Origin of the sequence: Modestobacter marinus (assembly GCF_019799945.1) — a bacterium.
GTDB classification, from domain to species: Bacteria; Actinomycetota; Actinomycetes; order Mycobacteriales; family Geodermatophilaceae; genus Modestobacter; species Modestobacter marinus_B.
Window position 1 is genome coordinate 24,053 of sequence record NZ_JABGCH010000010.1, and the last position, 14,013, is coordinate 38,065.

The following is a 14,013-nucleotide window of genomic DNA, read 5'->3' on the forward strand; positions in this document are numbered from 1 at the left end:
TCATCGCTGCTCGGCGGGGGCCTCCTCGCTGGGGAGGGAGCCCTCGGGCTCGGCGGAGGCGCCGTCGGCGGCGCTCGCCATCGCGGCGAGGACGGCCGCCCGGTCGGGCATGGCGGTCGTCGCCCCGAGCGCGCCCACCGACTTCGACGCGGCGTGCACGGCCCAGCGCGCCGCGGTCAGCGGCGGCTCGTCCCGGCTGAGCGCGTCGGCGAGGGCACCGATGAACGTGTCGCCCGCACCGGTGGTGTCCACCACGGGGACGACGGGGGCTGGGACGTGGGCGACCTCGCCGCCGTCCCACACCAGGCAGCCGCGGGCACCGAGGGTGACCACGACGGTGCACTGCCAGCCCGAGGACGCGAGCCGGGCGCCGAGGTCCGCCGGGTCGTCCGGCAGCGGGTGGCCCGCGACGACCTCGTACTCGGTCTCGTTGAGGACCAGGACGTCCACGCGCTCCATCAGCTCGGCGGGGAGCTCCCGCGCGGGCGCCGGGTTGAGCAGGAACCTGCCCCCGGAGAGCCGGGCCGCGGCCGTGACCGTCTCGACCGGGATCTCCAGCTGGGCCACCACCACCCGGGCGCCGCGCACCACGTCGCCGGCTGCCTCGACGTGCGCGGGGGTCAGCCGCATGTTGGCGCCGCCGACCACGATGATCGTGTTCTCGGCGGCCTCGTCGACCACCACCAGCGCCCGGCCGGTCGGCGTCCCGGGCTCGGTCTGCAGGTGGGTGACGTCGACGGACACGCGCTCCAGCGCCGCCCGCACCTCGCCGGCCGCGGCGTCGTCACCGATCAGCCCCACGAAGGCGACGCGACGCCCGAGGCGGGCCGCCGCCACGGCCTGGTTGCTGCCCTTGCCGCCCGGGAACTGGGCGAAGTCGTCCGCGGACACGGTCTCGCCGGGCTGCGGGAGCCGCGCCACGGAGGCGACCAGGTCGATGTTGACGCTGCCGACCACGGCAACGTCCACCTGCGTTGGCGTCATTGCCACACCCTCAGGTCTCGGGGACGGGGAATCGATTTCTCAGTCGAGAGGGCATGTAAGCCGGTGCCGCCGCCGGTGTCAACCATCACATCTCCTCGGCTTGATTGCGGTCCGGTAACGGCTCACCTGCCCCCCCCCACCCGACTGGAGGAGCCGCGCCTGCCGGCCGTCAGACCAGTGACGGAGCCCGTGGCGGCGGCTACAGTGCGCCCGTTCAGGAATCGATTTCCTAGGGGAGGAGGAGCCGATGGGCAGGAGCATCACCGTGCGGGACGTCGCCGCCGCGGCCCACGTCTCCCCCGCCACCGCGTCCCGCGCGCTCGCCGGTCATCCGTCGGTCAACCCCGAGATGGCGCGCCGCGTGCTCAAGGCGAGCCGGGAGCTGGGGTACAGCGCCAACGTGTTCGCCCGCGCGCTGCGGACCCAGCGGACCGACACCATCGGGATGGTCGTCCCCTCGATCAGCAACCCGTACTTCGTCGCGGCCGTCGAGGCGGTGGAGCAGGTGCTGGCCGAGACCGACCGGTCGCTGATCCTGTGCGACTCCCGGGACACCGTCGCCACCGAGGCCGCCCGCGTCGACCTGCTCGTCGGCCGTCGGGTGGACGGGCTGATCGTCGTCCCCGTCTCGGCGCACGACTCCGTGCCGGCCCTCCGGGCGGCGGCCGCGGAGGTGGCGGTGACCCAGTTCGACCGCATCGCCGAGGCCGCGGGGACCGACTTCGTCGGCGGGGACAACGACGAAGGCGTCCGGCAGTGCGTTGAGCACCTGCGGGAGCGCGGCTGCCGGACGTTCGCCTACATCGGCGCCCGGCCCACCACGAGCACCGCCGACGAGCGCCTCCGCGCCTTCCGCCGGTTCGCCGCGGACGGCGTCGCCCCCGACCGCGGGTTCCTGCTCGGTGAGTTCAGCGCCGAGTGGGGGCGGGAGGCGGCCCGGACCCTCCTGGACGACGGGCCGCTCCCGGACGCGATCGTGTGCGGCGCCGACGTCATCGCGGTGTCCCTGCTGACCACCCTGCGCGCGGCCGGCGTCGAGGTCCCGCGGGACGTCAAGCTGGTCAGCTACGACGACTCGAGCATGGGCCAGCTGACCGTGCCGCGGCTGACGTCGGTCCACCAGCCCATCGACTCGATGGCCCGCGAGGCGGTGCGGCTGCTCGACGGCCGCCGGGAGGACGGCAGCCTGCCGGCGCGGAAGAGCATCTTCGCGCCGGACATCGTGGTCCGGGAGTCCACCGGCGTCTGAGGTGCCGACTGGGCTAGGTTCCTCGGCCGTGGCGGCGACCCCGGCGGTACGGGCCCTCGAACGGGCCCGGGCGTCCTTCTCCCTGCACGAGTACGACCCGGCCGACGGCGCCGGAGGGCACGGCTACGGCGAGGTCGCCGTCGCCGCGCTGGGCGCCGACCCGGCCCGGGTGTTCAAGACGCTGGTCACCCGGGTGGACGGGGCGCTCACCGTCGCCGTCGTCCCGGTGAGCGCCCAGCTGGACCTCAAGGCGCTCGCCGCGGCCGCCGGCGGGCGCCGGGCCGCGATGGCCGAACCGGCCGACGCGGAGCGCGCCACCGGCTACGTGCGCGGCGGGATCAGCCCGCTGGGCCAGCGCAAGGCTCTGCCGACCGTCGTCGACGAGTCCGCGCTCGGCTTCCCGACGGTGCTGATCAGCGCCGGGCGCCGGGGGCTGCAGGTGGAGCTCGACCCGGCCGACCTGGTGCGGCTCACCCGGGCCCGGACCGCGCCGATCGCCCGTAGCTGACGGGACCCCGCACCTCAGGGTCTGCCCTGTGGATCTCGTGCCTCACCGCCCCGTCCCTGAAGGCGGCCTTGGAGACACCGTCGGAGCGCCTGCCCACCCGTTTGGACATCGGAAGCGGGGGCCGCGCGCTGACCGTAGGGTTCGCCCGTGACCCGGGTTTGCTTCGCCGGTGTGACCGGCTGGACTGCACCCCCCATCCTGGCCGCCATCGACGCCGCCGATGACCTGACCCTGACCGCGGGGGTGTCCCGGTCCGCCGCCGGGCAGAGGCTGTCGTTGGTCACGACGTCGACCAGCGACGGGAAGGTCCACGCCACCGTCGCCGACGCTCTCGACGCCGGCGAGGTCGATGTGCTGGTCGACTACACCAGCGCCGCCGCGGTCAAGAGCAATGTCTGGACCGCCGTGCGCGCCGGCGTGCACACGGTCATCGGCTCCAGCGGTCTGACCGCCGACGACTACACAGAGCTGGACCGACTCGCCCGCGACCAGGGCGTCGGCGTGATCGCCGCCGGCAACTTCTCCATCCAGGCCGCCGTGCTGCAGCAGGCAGCGATGCGCGCAGTCGCGCACCTCCACCGTTGGGAGATCATCGACTATGCCAGCGCCGGAAAGCCCGACGTGCCCAGCGGCACCGCCCGGGAACTCGCCGAGACCCTCGGCGCGGTACGCACGCCGATCTCCGCGGTCCCGCTGGCGGAGCTGTACGGCCCGCCCGAGGCGCGCGGCGCGGAGGTGGCCGGTAGCCGCGTCCACTCCGTCCGGCTTCCCAGCTTCGCGGTCAGCACCGAGATCGTCTTCGGCGGCACCGGCGAGCGGCTGGTCATGCGGCACGACACCGGCGAGACCCCGGATCCCTACGTCGGCGGCACCATGCTGGCCATCCGCCGGGTGGCCGAGACGCCCGGCGTCCGTCGTGGACTGGGCTCACTGCTGTTTGAGTAGGCCGGTCCACATCGCCGCCGGGCGGGGGGTGACGGTGAGCTGGCCGAACTGAACACATCCCGCACCCAGCACTCAAAGGCCGCACTGGGACATATGCCTCACGTATCGCTGCGCGGCCAGGATCTCCTGGCCTTGATGGAGCGGCCGATCATCACGAGAGCAAGACCCGTGAGCAGGACGCCGCCGAACCACCAGTCGTTCAGCCCGACGGCCTGTCAGTGAGCGAGATGTAGGCGGCGTCGGCTTCTGCGTCGTAGGTGACTCGCACCCTTGCCAGTGTCCGGTAGATACATATAGGGCCGGTCGCCCAGAATGGGCGGCTTGGGGCGACAGCCGGAAAGACGTTCCCGCGGGAACGTCCGACACGGAGCTCGCCCGCGACCCGGCCGACGTCCAGTCCACGAGCAACCCGAGAACAAGGTGCTGCGGGATGCGAGACGCTCACACGTTCCCGCGGGAACGCCGCGTCTCCATGTGTCCCGAAGGAGGCCGCTCAGGCTTTGGCCAGCGTCGCCTCGCGTAGACGACCTGACCGACGAGAGCAGCAGCGACGACGGCCAGTGACGCGCTGCGCCACCGAGGATCATCGCCCAGGGCCATCAGACCGGTGATGCCGGCGAGGCTCGGCCCGATCCACACGCGGCGCCGGTGCGCACCACGCGCGAAGCGTCGCGGTCGCGGTCGCGGCACTGCGTCATCGTCGGGCCTGCGCCTCACCCGGCAACGGTGTGCGAACGGCTGAGCCCCGGAGGTGGCCCGCTCGAGGACACCGGCAGCAGTGACGGCACACGATGATCCGCAGGGCAGGTCTCAGCCGTAGGGCGTGAGCAGCTGGTCGACCGGGGCGAAGTCGTCGGTGAGGACGGCGGCGTCGCCGACGAACCGGTCCAGCTCGCCGCCCTCCACCACCTGCCAGGCGAGCCGCCGGTCGGCCAGGCCCGCGGCTATCGCCGCGGCCGGCAGCGGCCGCTGCGAGGCGACGGCCACCACGTTGCCGCCGTCCTGCCGCGCGACCACCGGCGCGCGCGCCAGCAGCACGACGTGGGTGAACACCGCGCGCATGGTGGCCAGCTTGGCGCGGACGAAGTCCAGCGGCGGGTGGTCGATGAGGTTGACCGCGTACACGCCGTCCGCGGTGAGCGCGGCGTCGACCAGCTCGAGGGCCTCGGTGGTCGTCAGCTGCCAGGGCACCGACAGGCCGCCGAAGGCGTCGCCGACCACGAGGTCCCGCTCCCCCGCCGGCTCGTCCAGCAGCCCGACCCGCGCGTCGCCGACCCGCACCTCCAGGGCCGGGGAGGTCCGCAGGCCCAGCTCCTCCTCGTCGACCGCGACCACGCCGGGGTCGACCTCGAGCACCCGGCTCACCGTGCCCGGGCGGACCTCGGCCAGGTACCGCGGCAGCGTCAGCCCGCCGCCGCCCACGTGCAGGGCCGACAGCGGCTCGCCCGCCGGGGCCAGCGCGTCGGTGACCGCGGCGACCGCGCGGACGTACTCGAACTCCAGGTACGTCGGGTCGGCGAGGTCGACGTAGGAGTGGCGCAGCGTGTCCAGCCGGAGCACCCGGCCGCTGTCCCGCCCGGGATCAGCGTCGACCCGGGCGCAGTGGTAGGCCGTCTCCTGCTCGCACGGGGTGGGTGCGACGACGGCGAGCGCCGGCGCGGCCAGGGCGAGGACCAGCAGGCCGACCGGCAGCCGGCCGGCGGCGCCGGGCGCGCGGCGCCGCAGCAGCACCGCGAGGGCCACCCCGACCAGGACGACGAGCACCCCCGCGCCGACCAGGATCACGCTGCTCGGCAGCACCGCGACCAGCACGAACCCGGTCGCGAAGGTGGCCACGATCCCGCCGAGCGTGCCGATCCCGGACAGCCGGCCGACCACCGACCCGGTCTCGGCCAGGCTGCTCAGCTGCAGCTTGACCACCATCGGCGGCACGGCCGACAGCAGCGCGGCCGGGACGCCGACGGCGACGAAGGCCAGCAGCAGCACGTTCCCGGCCTGGGCGCCGGTGAGCAGCGCACCGGCGAACCGCACCACCGGGACGACGGCGACGACCAGCGCGCCGCCGCCGACCAGCAGCGGCGCGATCAGCCGCCGCGGGTCGCTGCGGTCGGCGGTGGTGCCGCCGGCCCAGGCCCCGAGCGCGATGGCGGCCAGCGCGCAGCCGATCACCGCCGTGCTGGTCTGCAGGGTCACCCCGACGTAGGGGGCGATCAGACGCAGGCCGACCACCTCGAGCACCAGGACGGTCCCGGAGGCGAGGAAGGTGACCGCGGCCGCCACCCACCCGGGCAGCGCCCGCGGAGCCGGGTCGGGGTGCGGCGGCGCGGCGGACGGGCGCGGCGTCTCGGTGGTCAGCGGGTCACCTCGTCGCTCGGGGTCGGGCGGGGCTCAGAACAACGCGGGCTGGTCGGCCGGCGCGCTCACCGACTCCAGGCGGGCGGTCAGCTGCGGCCCGTTGTTGGCCACGTTGCCCACCGCCGGGCCGACCGGCCGGATCTCCAGCCGCTCGACGTACTCCGGCGGGGTGGGGGTGGCCAGCTCGGCGACCTCCTGCCGCTCCGGGTCCAGCCACTCGGCCCACCGGTCGCGGGGCAGCACCAGCGGCATCCGCGGGTGCACCTCGGTGAGGGCACCGACGGCGGGCGCGGTGACCACCGTGCACGTGTAGAGCCGGTCCTCACCCCTCCCCCAGACCTCCCAGAGGCCGGCGAAGGCCAGCCCGGACCCGTCCTCGGGCGTGACGTAGTACGGCTGCTTCCCCGGCCGGTCCTGGTGCGGCGCCCACTCGTACCAGCCGTCGGCGGGGACTAGGCAGCGCCGGGTGGCGGCCGCCGTGCGGAAGGCGGGCTTCTCGGTGAGCGACTCGACCCGGGCGTTGAGCAGCCGGTTGCCGATCGAGGCGTCCTTGGCCCAGGAGGGCACCAGCCCCCAGCGGACGGCCCGCAGCTCCCGGTGCCCGCCGCCGGTGAGCGCGCCCTCGGCGTCCCGCTCCTTCTTGTGCCGCACCACGTACACGTCCTTCGTCGGCGCGACGTTGTAGTCGGCCGGCAGCGGGGACTGCCCCTCGGCGGGCACCGCCTCGAACTCGACCGTGAGGTCCTCGGGACGGCGGCTGGCGGCGTACCGACCACACACGGCTGCTCCCTCCCCGGGCGGGCCGGTGCCCGGTCCCGTGATCCCCGAGCCTAGGTGGGGGGACCGACAGTCGCCGCTCCCTCGCGTGCGCTCCCGAGGAGGGGTAGGACGGGAGCCGACGACGACCAGCCGACGGAGGCACGACGAGGTGACCAGCACGCAGGAGCCCGCGAGCGGGCAGCCCGAGACCGCCGGCGACGCCGGCGCCCGCCCCTACGCGACGGTGAACCCCTACACCGGGGAGACCGAGCGGGAGTTCCCGTTCCTGGAGACCGACGCGGTCGACGGCGTCGTGGAGCGGGCGCACGCGGCCTTCGGTGAGTGGCGCCGCCGGCCGGTCGAGGAGCGGGCGGCCGTCGTCCAGCGGGCCGCGGACCTGATGCGCGAGCGGCAGGGCGACCTCGCCGCGCTCATCACCCGGGAGATGGGCAAGCGGATCAAGGAGGCCGCCGGTGAGGTGCAGCTGGCCGCCGCCATCCTCGAGTACTACGCGACCAAGGGCCCGGGCTTCCTCGCGCCGAGGCCGATCGACGTGATGCAGGGCGAGGCCGTCGTCGTGAACGAGCCGCTCGGCGTGCTGCTGGCCATCGAGCCGTGGAACTACCCGCTGTACCAGGTGGTCCGGGTGGCCGGCCCGAACCTGGTGCTGGGCAACACGGTCCTGCTCAAGCACGCAGAGCTGAACCCGCAGTGCGCCCTCGCGCTCGAGCAGCTGTTCCGCGACGCCGGGGCGCCCGAGGGGGTCTACACGAACGTGTTCCTGCGGATCCCCGACGTCGGGCGGGTGATCGCGCACCGGCACGTGCGGGGCGTGACCCTCACCGGCAGCGAGCGGGCCGGGGCCAGCGTCGCGGAGATCGCCGGCCGGCACCTGAAGAAGTCCGTGCTGGAGCTCGGCGGCAGCGACCCGTTCGTCGTGCTCGACGCCCAAGACGTCGGTCGCACCGTCAAGGCCGCCACGATGGGCCGGATGGCCAACACCGGGCAGGCCTGCATCGCGGCCAAGCGGTTCATCGTGCTCGACGAGGTCTACGACCAGGTCGTGGGCGGCCTGCAGCAGGCGTTCTCCGGCTTCACCCCCGGCGACCCGGCGGATCCGTCGACCACCCTCGGCCCGCTCTCCTCCGAGCGCGCCGCGCAGGAGCTCGTGGCGCAGGTCCAGGACGCGGTCGACAAGGGTGCCACCGTGCTCGCCGGCGGCGGCCGCCCCGACCGCCCGGGCGCCTTCGTCGAGGCCACGCTGCTGGCCGACGTCACCCCGGACATGCGCGCCTACTCCGAGGAGCTCTTCGGGCCCGCCGCGGTCGTGCACCGGGCGGCCGACGAGGAGGAGGCCGTCCGGCTGGCCAACGACAGCGAGTACGGCCTGTCCGCGGTCGTGTACTCGAGCGACCTGGACCGGGCCCGCTCGGTCGCCGAGCGCATCGAGTCCGGCATGGTCTGGATCAACCAGCCCTCCGGCTCCTCGCCCGAGCTGCCCTTCGGCGGGGTGAAGCGCTCCGGCTACGGCCGGGAGCTGTCCGAGCTGGGCATGTTCGAGTTCGCCAACCGCCGACTGGTGCGCACGCTGCCGGCGAAGAAGGCCGACAAGCCCGCGGGCGGGTGACTCCGGTCGCCCGGTGCTGCCATCCTCTCCGGCCATGAGGTTCTCCACGACGGTGGTGCTGGGCGGCAAGACGGCGACGGGTCTGGAGGTCCCCGCCGAGGTCGTCACGGCGCTGGGTGCCGGCAAGCGGCCCCCGGTGACGGTGTCGGTGGGCGGGCACACCTACCGCAGCACCGTCGCGCCGATGGCCGGCAGCTACTGGCTGCCGCTGGCCGCCGAGCACCGCACGGCGGCCGGGGTGGCGGCCGGGGACACCGTCGAGGTGGACGTCGAGCTCGACGAGGCACCGCGGGTCGTGGAGGTGCCCGCCGACCTGACCGCGGCGCTGGACGCCGAGCCCGAGGCACGCCGCCGCTTCGACGCCCTCTCCTACAGCAACCAGCGCCGGCACGTGCTGGCCGTCGAGGGCGCCAAGGCCGAGGCCACCCGGGCCCGGCGGGTGGCCGCCGCCGTCGCCACGCTGCGGGAGGGCTGACCCGGCAGGGCAGGATGGAGCCCATGGTCGAGGTCTGGACGACGCCGCACCGCGGCTCGCCGCTGGACGCCGTCGTCTCCCTGCCCGGCTCCAAGTCGCTGACCGCGCGCGCCCTCGTGCTCGCCGCCCTGGCCGACGGGCCGAGCCGGCTGGCCCGGCCGCTGCGCGCGCGGGACACCGAGCTGATGGCCGCCGGGCTGCGCGCGCTCGGCGTGGGCGTCGCCGATGACGGGGACGACTGGCTGGTCACCCCCGGCGAGCTGCGCGGGCCGGCCGAGGTCGACGCCGGTCTCGCGGGCACGGTGCTGCGCTTCCTGCCCCCGGTGGCGGCGCTGGCGACCGGCCCGGTCCGGCTCGACGGCGACCCGCGGCTGCACGACCGGCCCAACGCGGGGCTGATCGCCGGGCTGCGCGCGCTCGGCGTGCAGGTCGACGACGGCGGTCGCGGGCGGGCCCCGTTCACCGTGCACGGCACCGGCGCGGTGCGCGGCGGCGCGGTGACCGTCGACGCGAGCGAGTCCAGCCAAGTGGTCTCCGGTCTCCTGCTGGCCGCGCCCCGGTTCGCCGAGGGCCTGTACCTGCGGGTGGCCGGGGAGCTGCCCTCGATGCCGCACGTGGAGATGACCGTCACGGCGCTGGCCGAGCACGGGGTGGACGTCGTCCCCACCGACGGGGGCTGGCGGGTGGCCCCCGGGCCGATCGCCGCCGTGGACCGTGTCCTGGAACCCGACCTCTCCAACGCCGCCCCCTTCCTCGCGGCGGCGCTGGTGTCCGGCGGGCGGGTCACCGTCCGGGACTGGCCCACCGACACCACACAGCCCGGCGCGCAGCTCGACGGGCTGCTCACCGCGATGGGCGCCGAGGTGACCCGCACGGCCGAGGGCCTGCGGGTCACCGGCGGTGCGCGGATCGCGCCCCTGGTGGCCGACCTCGGCGAGGTCGGTGAGCTCACCCCCGTGCTCGCCGCGCTGTGCGCGCTCGCCGACGGGCCGTCCCGGCTCACCGGCATCGCGCACCTGCGCGGGCACGAGACCGACCGGCTGCAGGCGCTCGACGAGGTGCTCACCGCGGTCGGCGCGCGGGTCCGGCAACTGCCCGACGGGCTGGAGATCGAGCCCGGTCCGGGGCGGCCGGCCCGGCTGGGCTCCTACGCCGACCACCGCATGGTGCACGCGGCGGCGGTGCTCGGGCTGGCCGTCGAGGGCGTCGAGGCCGAGGACCCGGGCGCGGTGGGCAAGACGATGCCGGACTTCGTCGACCGGTGGACGCAGCTGCTGGGCCAGCAGGTCGGGGCGGACCGCTGACGCCCCGGGACCCCGCATGAGCCGCCGGCACGACAGCCGCTCGGACGAGGACGACATCCGGGTCCGGCCCAGCCGGCGCGGCTCACGGCCGCGCACCCGCACCCGGCCGGCGCACACCGACGCCGTCCCGGGGCTCGTGGTGGCGGTGGACCGCGGCCGGATGCAGGTGCGGGTCGAGGGCCCCGACGGCGCCCCGGTCGAGGTCACCGCGATGCGCGCCCGCGAGCTGGGCAAGCACGGTGTGGTCGTCGGTGACCGGGTGCGGCTGGTCGGCGACTCCTCCGGACGGCCGGACACCCTCGCCCGGATCGTCGTCATCGAGGACCGGGTGACGTCGCTGCGCCGCACCGCCGACGACACCGACCCCACCGAGCGGATCGTGGTGGCCAACGCCGACCAGCTCGTCGTCGTCACGGCGGTGGCCGACCCCGAGCCGGCGCTGGGCTTCCTGGACCGGTGCCTGGTCGCCGCCTACGCCGGTGGCCTCCAGCCGCTGCTCTGCCTGACCAAGACCGACTTGGCCAGCCCGCAGCCGCTGCTGGACCGCTACGCCGGCCTCGAGGTCGAGGCGGTGCCGATGTCGCGCGAGACGCCGCTGGACGAGCTGCTGGTCCGGATCTCCGGGCGGATGAGCGTGCTGGTCGGGCAGTCCGGAGTCGGCAAGTCGACCTTGGTGAACCGGCTGGTGCCCGACGCCTTCCGGGCCACCGGGGACGTCAGCAAGATCGGCAAGGGCCGGCACACGTCGTCCTCGGTGGTGCTGCTGGACCTGCCCGGGGGTGGCACGGTCATCGACACGCCCGGTATCCGGTCGTTCGGGCTGGCCCACGTGACCGCCGACGACGTGCTCCAGGCCTTCGACGACCTCGCCGAGGCCGCCGTCGACTGCCCGCCCGGCTGCGGGCACGGCGCCGAGGACCCGGAGTGCGCGCTGGACGCGTGGGCCGCCGCCGGCCCCCCGGCCGGCCGCGAGCGGCTGGACAGCCTCCGCCGGCTCATCGGCGCGGTAGGCCAGCTCGGCCCCGGACACTAGGAAACGACCCCGCCCACCCTCAGTCCTGCTTCACACGACGCGCGCGGCCACCGGGCGCTCGGTCCAGCCGCCGTCGCCGTCCGCGCGCACCCGCCAGGCGCGGGCACCCGGCCGGACGGTCACCGCCTCGGCCAGCTCGGTGCCGATGTAGTGCAGCCCGACGCCGTCCTCGGTGGCGTAACCGGGCGGCAGCACCGACTCGGCGACCAGCCGGCGGTAGACCTCCCGGCGGGGCTGGGTGGTGCGGTCGTCGTGCACGCCGTTGCTGTGCGGCAGCAGGCGCAGGCCCTCGGTGAACGGCGCGAGCCCGGCGGACCACGCGTCGGTCGGCCCGCCCGCGTGCCAGCACAGCGAGCCCTCCCCCTGGCCGACGAGCACGATCCCGGCCTCCCAGCACTCCCGCAGCACCGCGGGCACGCCGTGCGCCCGCCAGACCGCCATCAGGTTGACCACGCTGCCGCCCTCAACGAAGACGACGTCCTGCTGGAGCAGGTGGGTCCGCAGGTCGGGGACGCTGGGCCGGGGGAACAGCCGCAGCGAGGTCAGGACGACGTCCGGCCGGCCGCCGAAGACCTGCGCGTAGACGGCGACCGCCGCCGGGTCGTCCCCCACCGCGGTCGGCAGGTAGCAGAGCCGGACCGGCCCCTCGGCGACCCGCCGGGCACGCCCGAGCGCCAGCGCGTGCTCGACGAGCGGACGGTTGCCCCGCTCGCCGGCCCGCGGCTCGAGCACCCCCGAGAAGGCGAACACCTGCCGTCGCACCCGTCTGCCTCCCGATCACGCGTCGACAACACTGGACGTGTTCCGGCCGCGGTCCGCTCGTCGGTCGCTGGCGCTCCCTGCGATGCTCCCGCCACCGTCACACGAAGACGTGTCCACCGCTGCGCCAGTACACGCCGGCGTCCCGGGAGAGCAGGCTCTCGTCCACCAGGTACCGGCGGAGGGCCGCCACGTCCGGGTACCAGGCTGCCAGCAGCGCGTTGACCTCCCGCTCCGGGTACCGGACGCCGGGCTCGAACACGTGCACCAGGTGTTCCAGCACCACCCGCCGCTTGCTGTGCTGGGCCGGGATGGAGACCAGCCGGCCCGCGCGCAGGAACGACCGGAGGACGGCGTCCTGCGCCGGGTCCTCGGACAGCGGCTCCGCCGCCGGGGCGCTGGCCGCCGCGGCCCGGGCGGCCTCCCCGAACCGCTCGGCGTGCAGCGCCAGGTGGTGCCCGTCGCGGTGCACCAGCCCGGCCCGGGCCAGCCGCCGCGCGGCGAGCGCGACCTCCTTGAGCGACAACCCGGAGACCTGCGCGACCTCCTCGATCGTCGCGGCGCCGAGCGCCAGCGCGGCGACGACCCGCAGCCGGACCGGATCGGCCAGCAGCCCCACGATCGTCCCCGCGTCCACGGCCCGACGGTATCCGTGCATCGGTCGGGCGGCTGCGGGTACGCCGGGCCGCATGGTGAGCCCCATCGACATCCAGAAGGCCCTCGGGGGCATCGACTACCCGGCCACGAAGGAGCAGATCGTCAAGCACGCCGAGGACCACGGCGGCGGCAAGGACGTCCTCGACGCGCTGAAGAAGATCGAGGACCGCGAGTACGAGGGACCGAGCGGGGTGAGCGCCGCCGTCTTCGACTGAGGACCCCCTGCCCCCACGCCTCGCCCGCTCGGCGCGGCCCCCCGCACCGGGGCCGTTCCCGCACGTCACCAGCTGTCGGCGGGGCGCGGGGGGCACCGGCCGATAGGTTGCCTGCCATGACGTCGGCGCAGCGGGGCTACAACGAGGACATGCGCCTGGCGCACGTGCTGGCCGACCAGGCCGACTCGATCAGCCTGGACCGCTTCCGCGCGCAGGACCTGCGCGTGGACACCAAGCCGGACCTGACCCCGGTCACCGACGCGGACCACGCCGTCGAGGAGCAGCTGCGCTCGAGCCTGTCCCGCGCCCGCACCCGCGACGCGGTGCTCGGCGAGGAGTTCGGCAGCACCGGCCGCGGCGACCGCCGGTGGGTCATCGACCCGATCGACGGCACCAAGAACTTCGTCCGCGGGGTGCCGATCTGGGCGACCCTCATCGCGCTGCTGGACGGCGACGTGCCGGTGGTCGGCCTGGTGTCCGCGCCGGCGCTCAACCGGCGCTGGTGGGCGGCGTCAGGCGTGGGGGCGTGGACGGGCCGGCGGCTGGAGAACGCCACGCGCTGCCGGGTGTCGGAGGTCGGCACCCTCGCCGACGCGAGCCTGTCCTACTCCAGCCTGTCCGGCTGGGAGGAGCGGGGACGCCTCGACAGCTTCCTGGACCTGACCCGGTCGGTGTGGCGCACCCGCGCCTACGGCGACTTCTGGAGCTACATGATGGTGGCCGAGGGCGCGGTGGACATCGCCTGCGAGCCCGAGGTCTCGCTGTGGGACCTCGCCGCGCTGGACGTGATCGTGCGCGAGGCCGGGGGCGCCTTCACCGACCTGACCGGCACCCCGGGGCCGGCCGGGGGCAGCGCGGTGGCCAGCAACGGCGTGCTGCACCCCGACGTGCTGACGGCGCTCGCCCCGCGTACGGGACGAGCGCCGTCGGACTGAGCCGCGATCAGTAGGTGCGGCCGGTCCCGCTGCCGCCGCGGCCGCCCTGCATCCGACGCCGGACGTCGTCGATGCGGGCACGCGTCTTCGGGTCCTTCGCCATCTGCTGGGCCCTGTCCGTGGCCTGCCGGATCACCTGCCGGCCCTTGGGGCTGTTGGCGAACTGGACGACCTTGTTGAACAGCGACGACGCCATGACGCGCCTCCC

General features: G+C 75.1%; 15 protein-coding genes. 9 read left to right on the top strand and 6 right to left on the bottom strand.

What is annotated here, in order from left to right; translation table 11 throughout:
- Complete coding sequence (locus HK417_RS11070) at nucleotides 1-984, bottom strand: ribokinase (RefSeq protein ID WP_261326378.1); 984 nt, start codon at nucleotides 982-984, stop codon at nucleotides 1-3.
- Nucleotides 985-1,231: 247 nt separating this feature from the next.
- Between HK417_RS11070 and HK417_RS11075 the strand changes: the two genes are divergently transcribed.
- The 3 genes from HK417_RS11075 to dapB all read left to right on the top strand — a co-directional run bounded on the left by HK417_RS11075 (nucleotide 1,232) and on the right by dapB (nucleotide 3,686).
- Nucleotides 1,232-2,233: a LacI family DNA-binding transcriptional regulator gene (locus tag HK417_RS11075; RefSeq protein ID WP_222266333.1), complete on the top strand. Its 1,002-nt coding sequence runs from the start codon at nucleotides 1,232-1,234 to the stop codon at nucleotides 2,231-2,233.
- A gap of 28 nt (nucleotides 2,234-2,261) precedes the next feature.
- On the top strand, nucleotides 2,262-2,741 hold the full coding sequence (gene ybaK / locus HK417_RS11080; protein ID WP_222266335.1) for a Cys-tRNA(Pro) deacylase: 480 nt from the start codon (nucleotides 2,262-2,264) through the stop codon (nucleotides 2,739-2,741).
- Between the two features lie 147 nt (nucleotides 2,742-2,888).
- Nucleotides 2,889-3,686 carry a 4-hydroxy-tetrahydrodipicolinate reductase gene (dapB, locus tag HK417_RS11085; protein ID WP_222266337.1) on the top strand — a complete coding sequence of 266 codons (798 nt, stop codon included), beginning with the start codon at nucleotides 2,889-2,891 and terminating at the stop codon, nucleotides 3,684-3,686.
- Between the two features lie 810 nt (nucleotides 3,687-4,496).
- On the opposite strand, the gene HK417_RS11090 is transcribed toward dapB, so the two are convergent.
- Complete coding sequence (locus tag HK417_RS11090) at nucleotides 4,497-5,966, bottom strand: fused MFS/spermidine synthase (protein ID WP_308123513.1); 1,470 nt, start codon at nucleotides 5,964-5,966, stop codon at nucleotides 4,497-4,499.
- Between the two features lie 108 nt (nucleotides 5,967-6,074).
- Nucleotides 6,075-6,821, bottom strand: coding sequence for an SOS response-associated peptidase (locus HK417_RS11095; protein ID WP_222266339.1), 747 nt, complete (start codon nucleotides 6,819-6,821; stop codon nucleotides 6,075-6,077).
- Between the two features lie 148 nt (nucleotides 6,822-6,969).
- Between HK417_RS11095 and HK417_RS11100 the strand changes: the two genes are divergently transcribed.
- Genes HK417_RS11100 through rsgA form a run of 4 tightly spaced genes read left to right on the top strand, consistent with a single transcriptional unit; the run spans nucleotide 6,970 to nucleotide 11,239 of the window.
- Nucleotides 6,970-8,427, top strand: a complete 1,458-nt coding sequence (locus tag HK417_RS11100) for an NAD-dependent succinate-semialdehyde dehydrogenase (protein ID WP_222266341.1) — start codon at nucleotides 6,970-6,972, stop codon at nucleotides 8,425-8,427.
- Between the two features lie 34 nt (nucleotides 8,428-8,461).
- Entirely contained in the window at nucleotides 8,462-8,902 is a 441-nt protein-coding gene (locus HK417_RS11105; RefSeq protein ID WP_222266343.1) for a YdeI/OmpD-associated family protein, read from the top strand.
- Between the two features lie 23 nt (nucleotides 8,903-8,925).
- Nucleotides 8,926-10,206: a 3-phosphoshikimate 1-carboxyvinyltransferase gene (gene aroA / locus HK417_RS11110; protein ID WP_222266344.1), complete on the top strand. Its 1,281-nt coding sequence runs from the start codon at nucleotides 8,926-8,928 to the stop codon at nucleotides 10,204-10,206.
- 16 nt (nucleotides 10,207-10,222) lie between these two features.
- Complete coding sequence (gene rsgA, locus HK417_RS11115) at nucleotides 10,223-11,239, top strand: ribosome small subunit-dependent GTPase A (protein ID WP_222266346.1); 1,017 nt, start codon at nucleotides 10,223-10,225, stop codon at nucleotides 11,237-11,239.
- Between the two features lie 30 nt (nucleotides 11,240-11,269).
- Here rsgA and HK417_RS11120 read toward each other — a convergent pair whose 3' ends face one another.
- Both HK417_RS11120 and HK417_RS11125 read right to left on the bottom strand, forming a co-directional pair.
- Entirely contained in the window at nucleotides 11,270-12,001 is a 732-nt protein-coding gene (locus tag HK417_RS11120; RefSeq protein WP_222266348.1) for a peptidase E, read from the bottom strand.
- Between the two features lie 97 nt (nucleotides 12,002-12,098).
- Entirely contained in the window at nucleotides 12,099-12,635 is a 537-nt protein-coding gene (locus HK417_RS11125; RefSeq protein ID WP_222266350.1) for a DUF2087 domain-containing protein, read from the bottom strand.
- Between the two features lie 52 nt (nucleotides 12,636-12,687).
- Between HK417_RS11125 and HK417_RS11130 the strand changes: the two genes are divergently transcribed.
- A complete protein-coding gene (locus tag HK417_RS11130) occupies nucleotides 12,688-12,870 on the top strand; it encodes a DUF2795 domain-containing protein (RefSeq protein WP_222266352.1) in 183 nt (60 codons plus the stop codon).
- A 116-nt stretch (nucleotides 12,871-12,986) separates the two neighbouring features.
- Complete coding sequence (gene hisN, locus HK417_RS11135) at nucleotides 12,987-13,805, top strand: histidinol-phosphatase (protein WP_222266354.1); 819 nt, start codon at nucleotides 12,987-12,989, stop codon at nucleotides 13,803-13,805.
- Between the two features lie 7 nt (nucleotides 13,806-13,812).
- Here the strand turns inward: hisN and HK417_RS11140 are convergent, their stop codons facing one another.
- On the bottom strand, nucleotides 13,813-14,001 hold the full coding sequence (locus HK417_RS11140) for a hypothetical protein (protein ID WP_222266356.1): 189 nt from the start codon (nucleotides 13,999-14,001) through the stop codon (nucleotides 13,813-13,815).
- Nucleotides 14,002-14,013 lie beyond the last annotated feature (12 nt).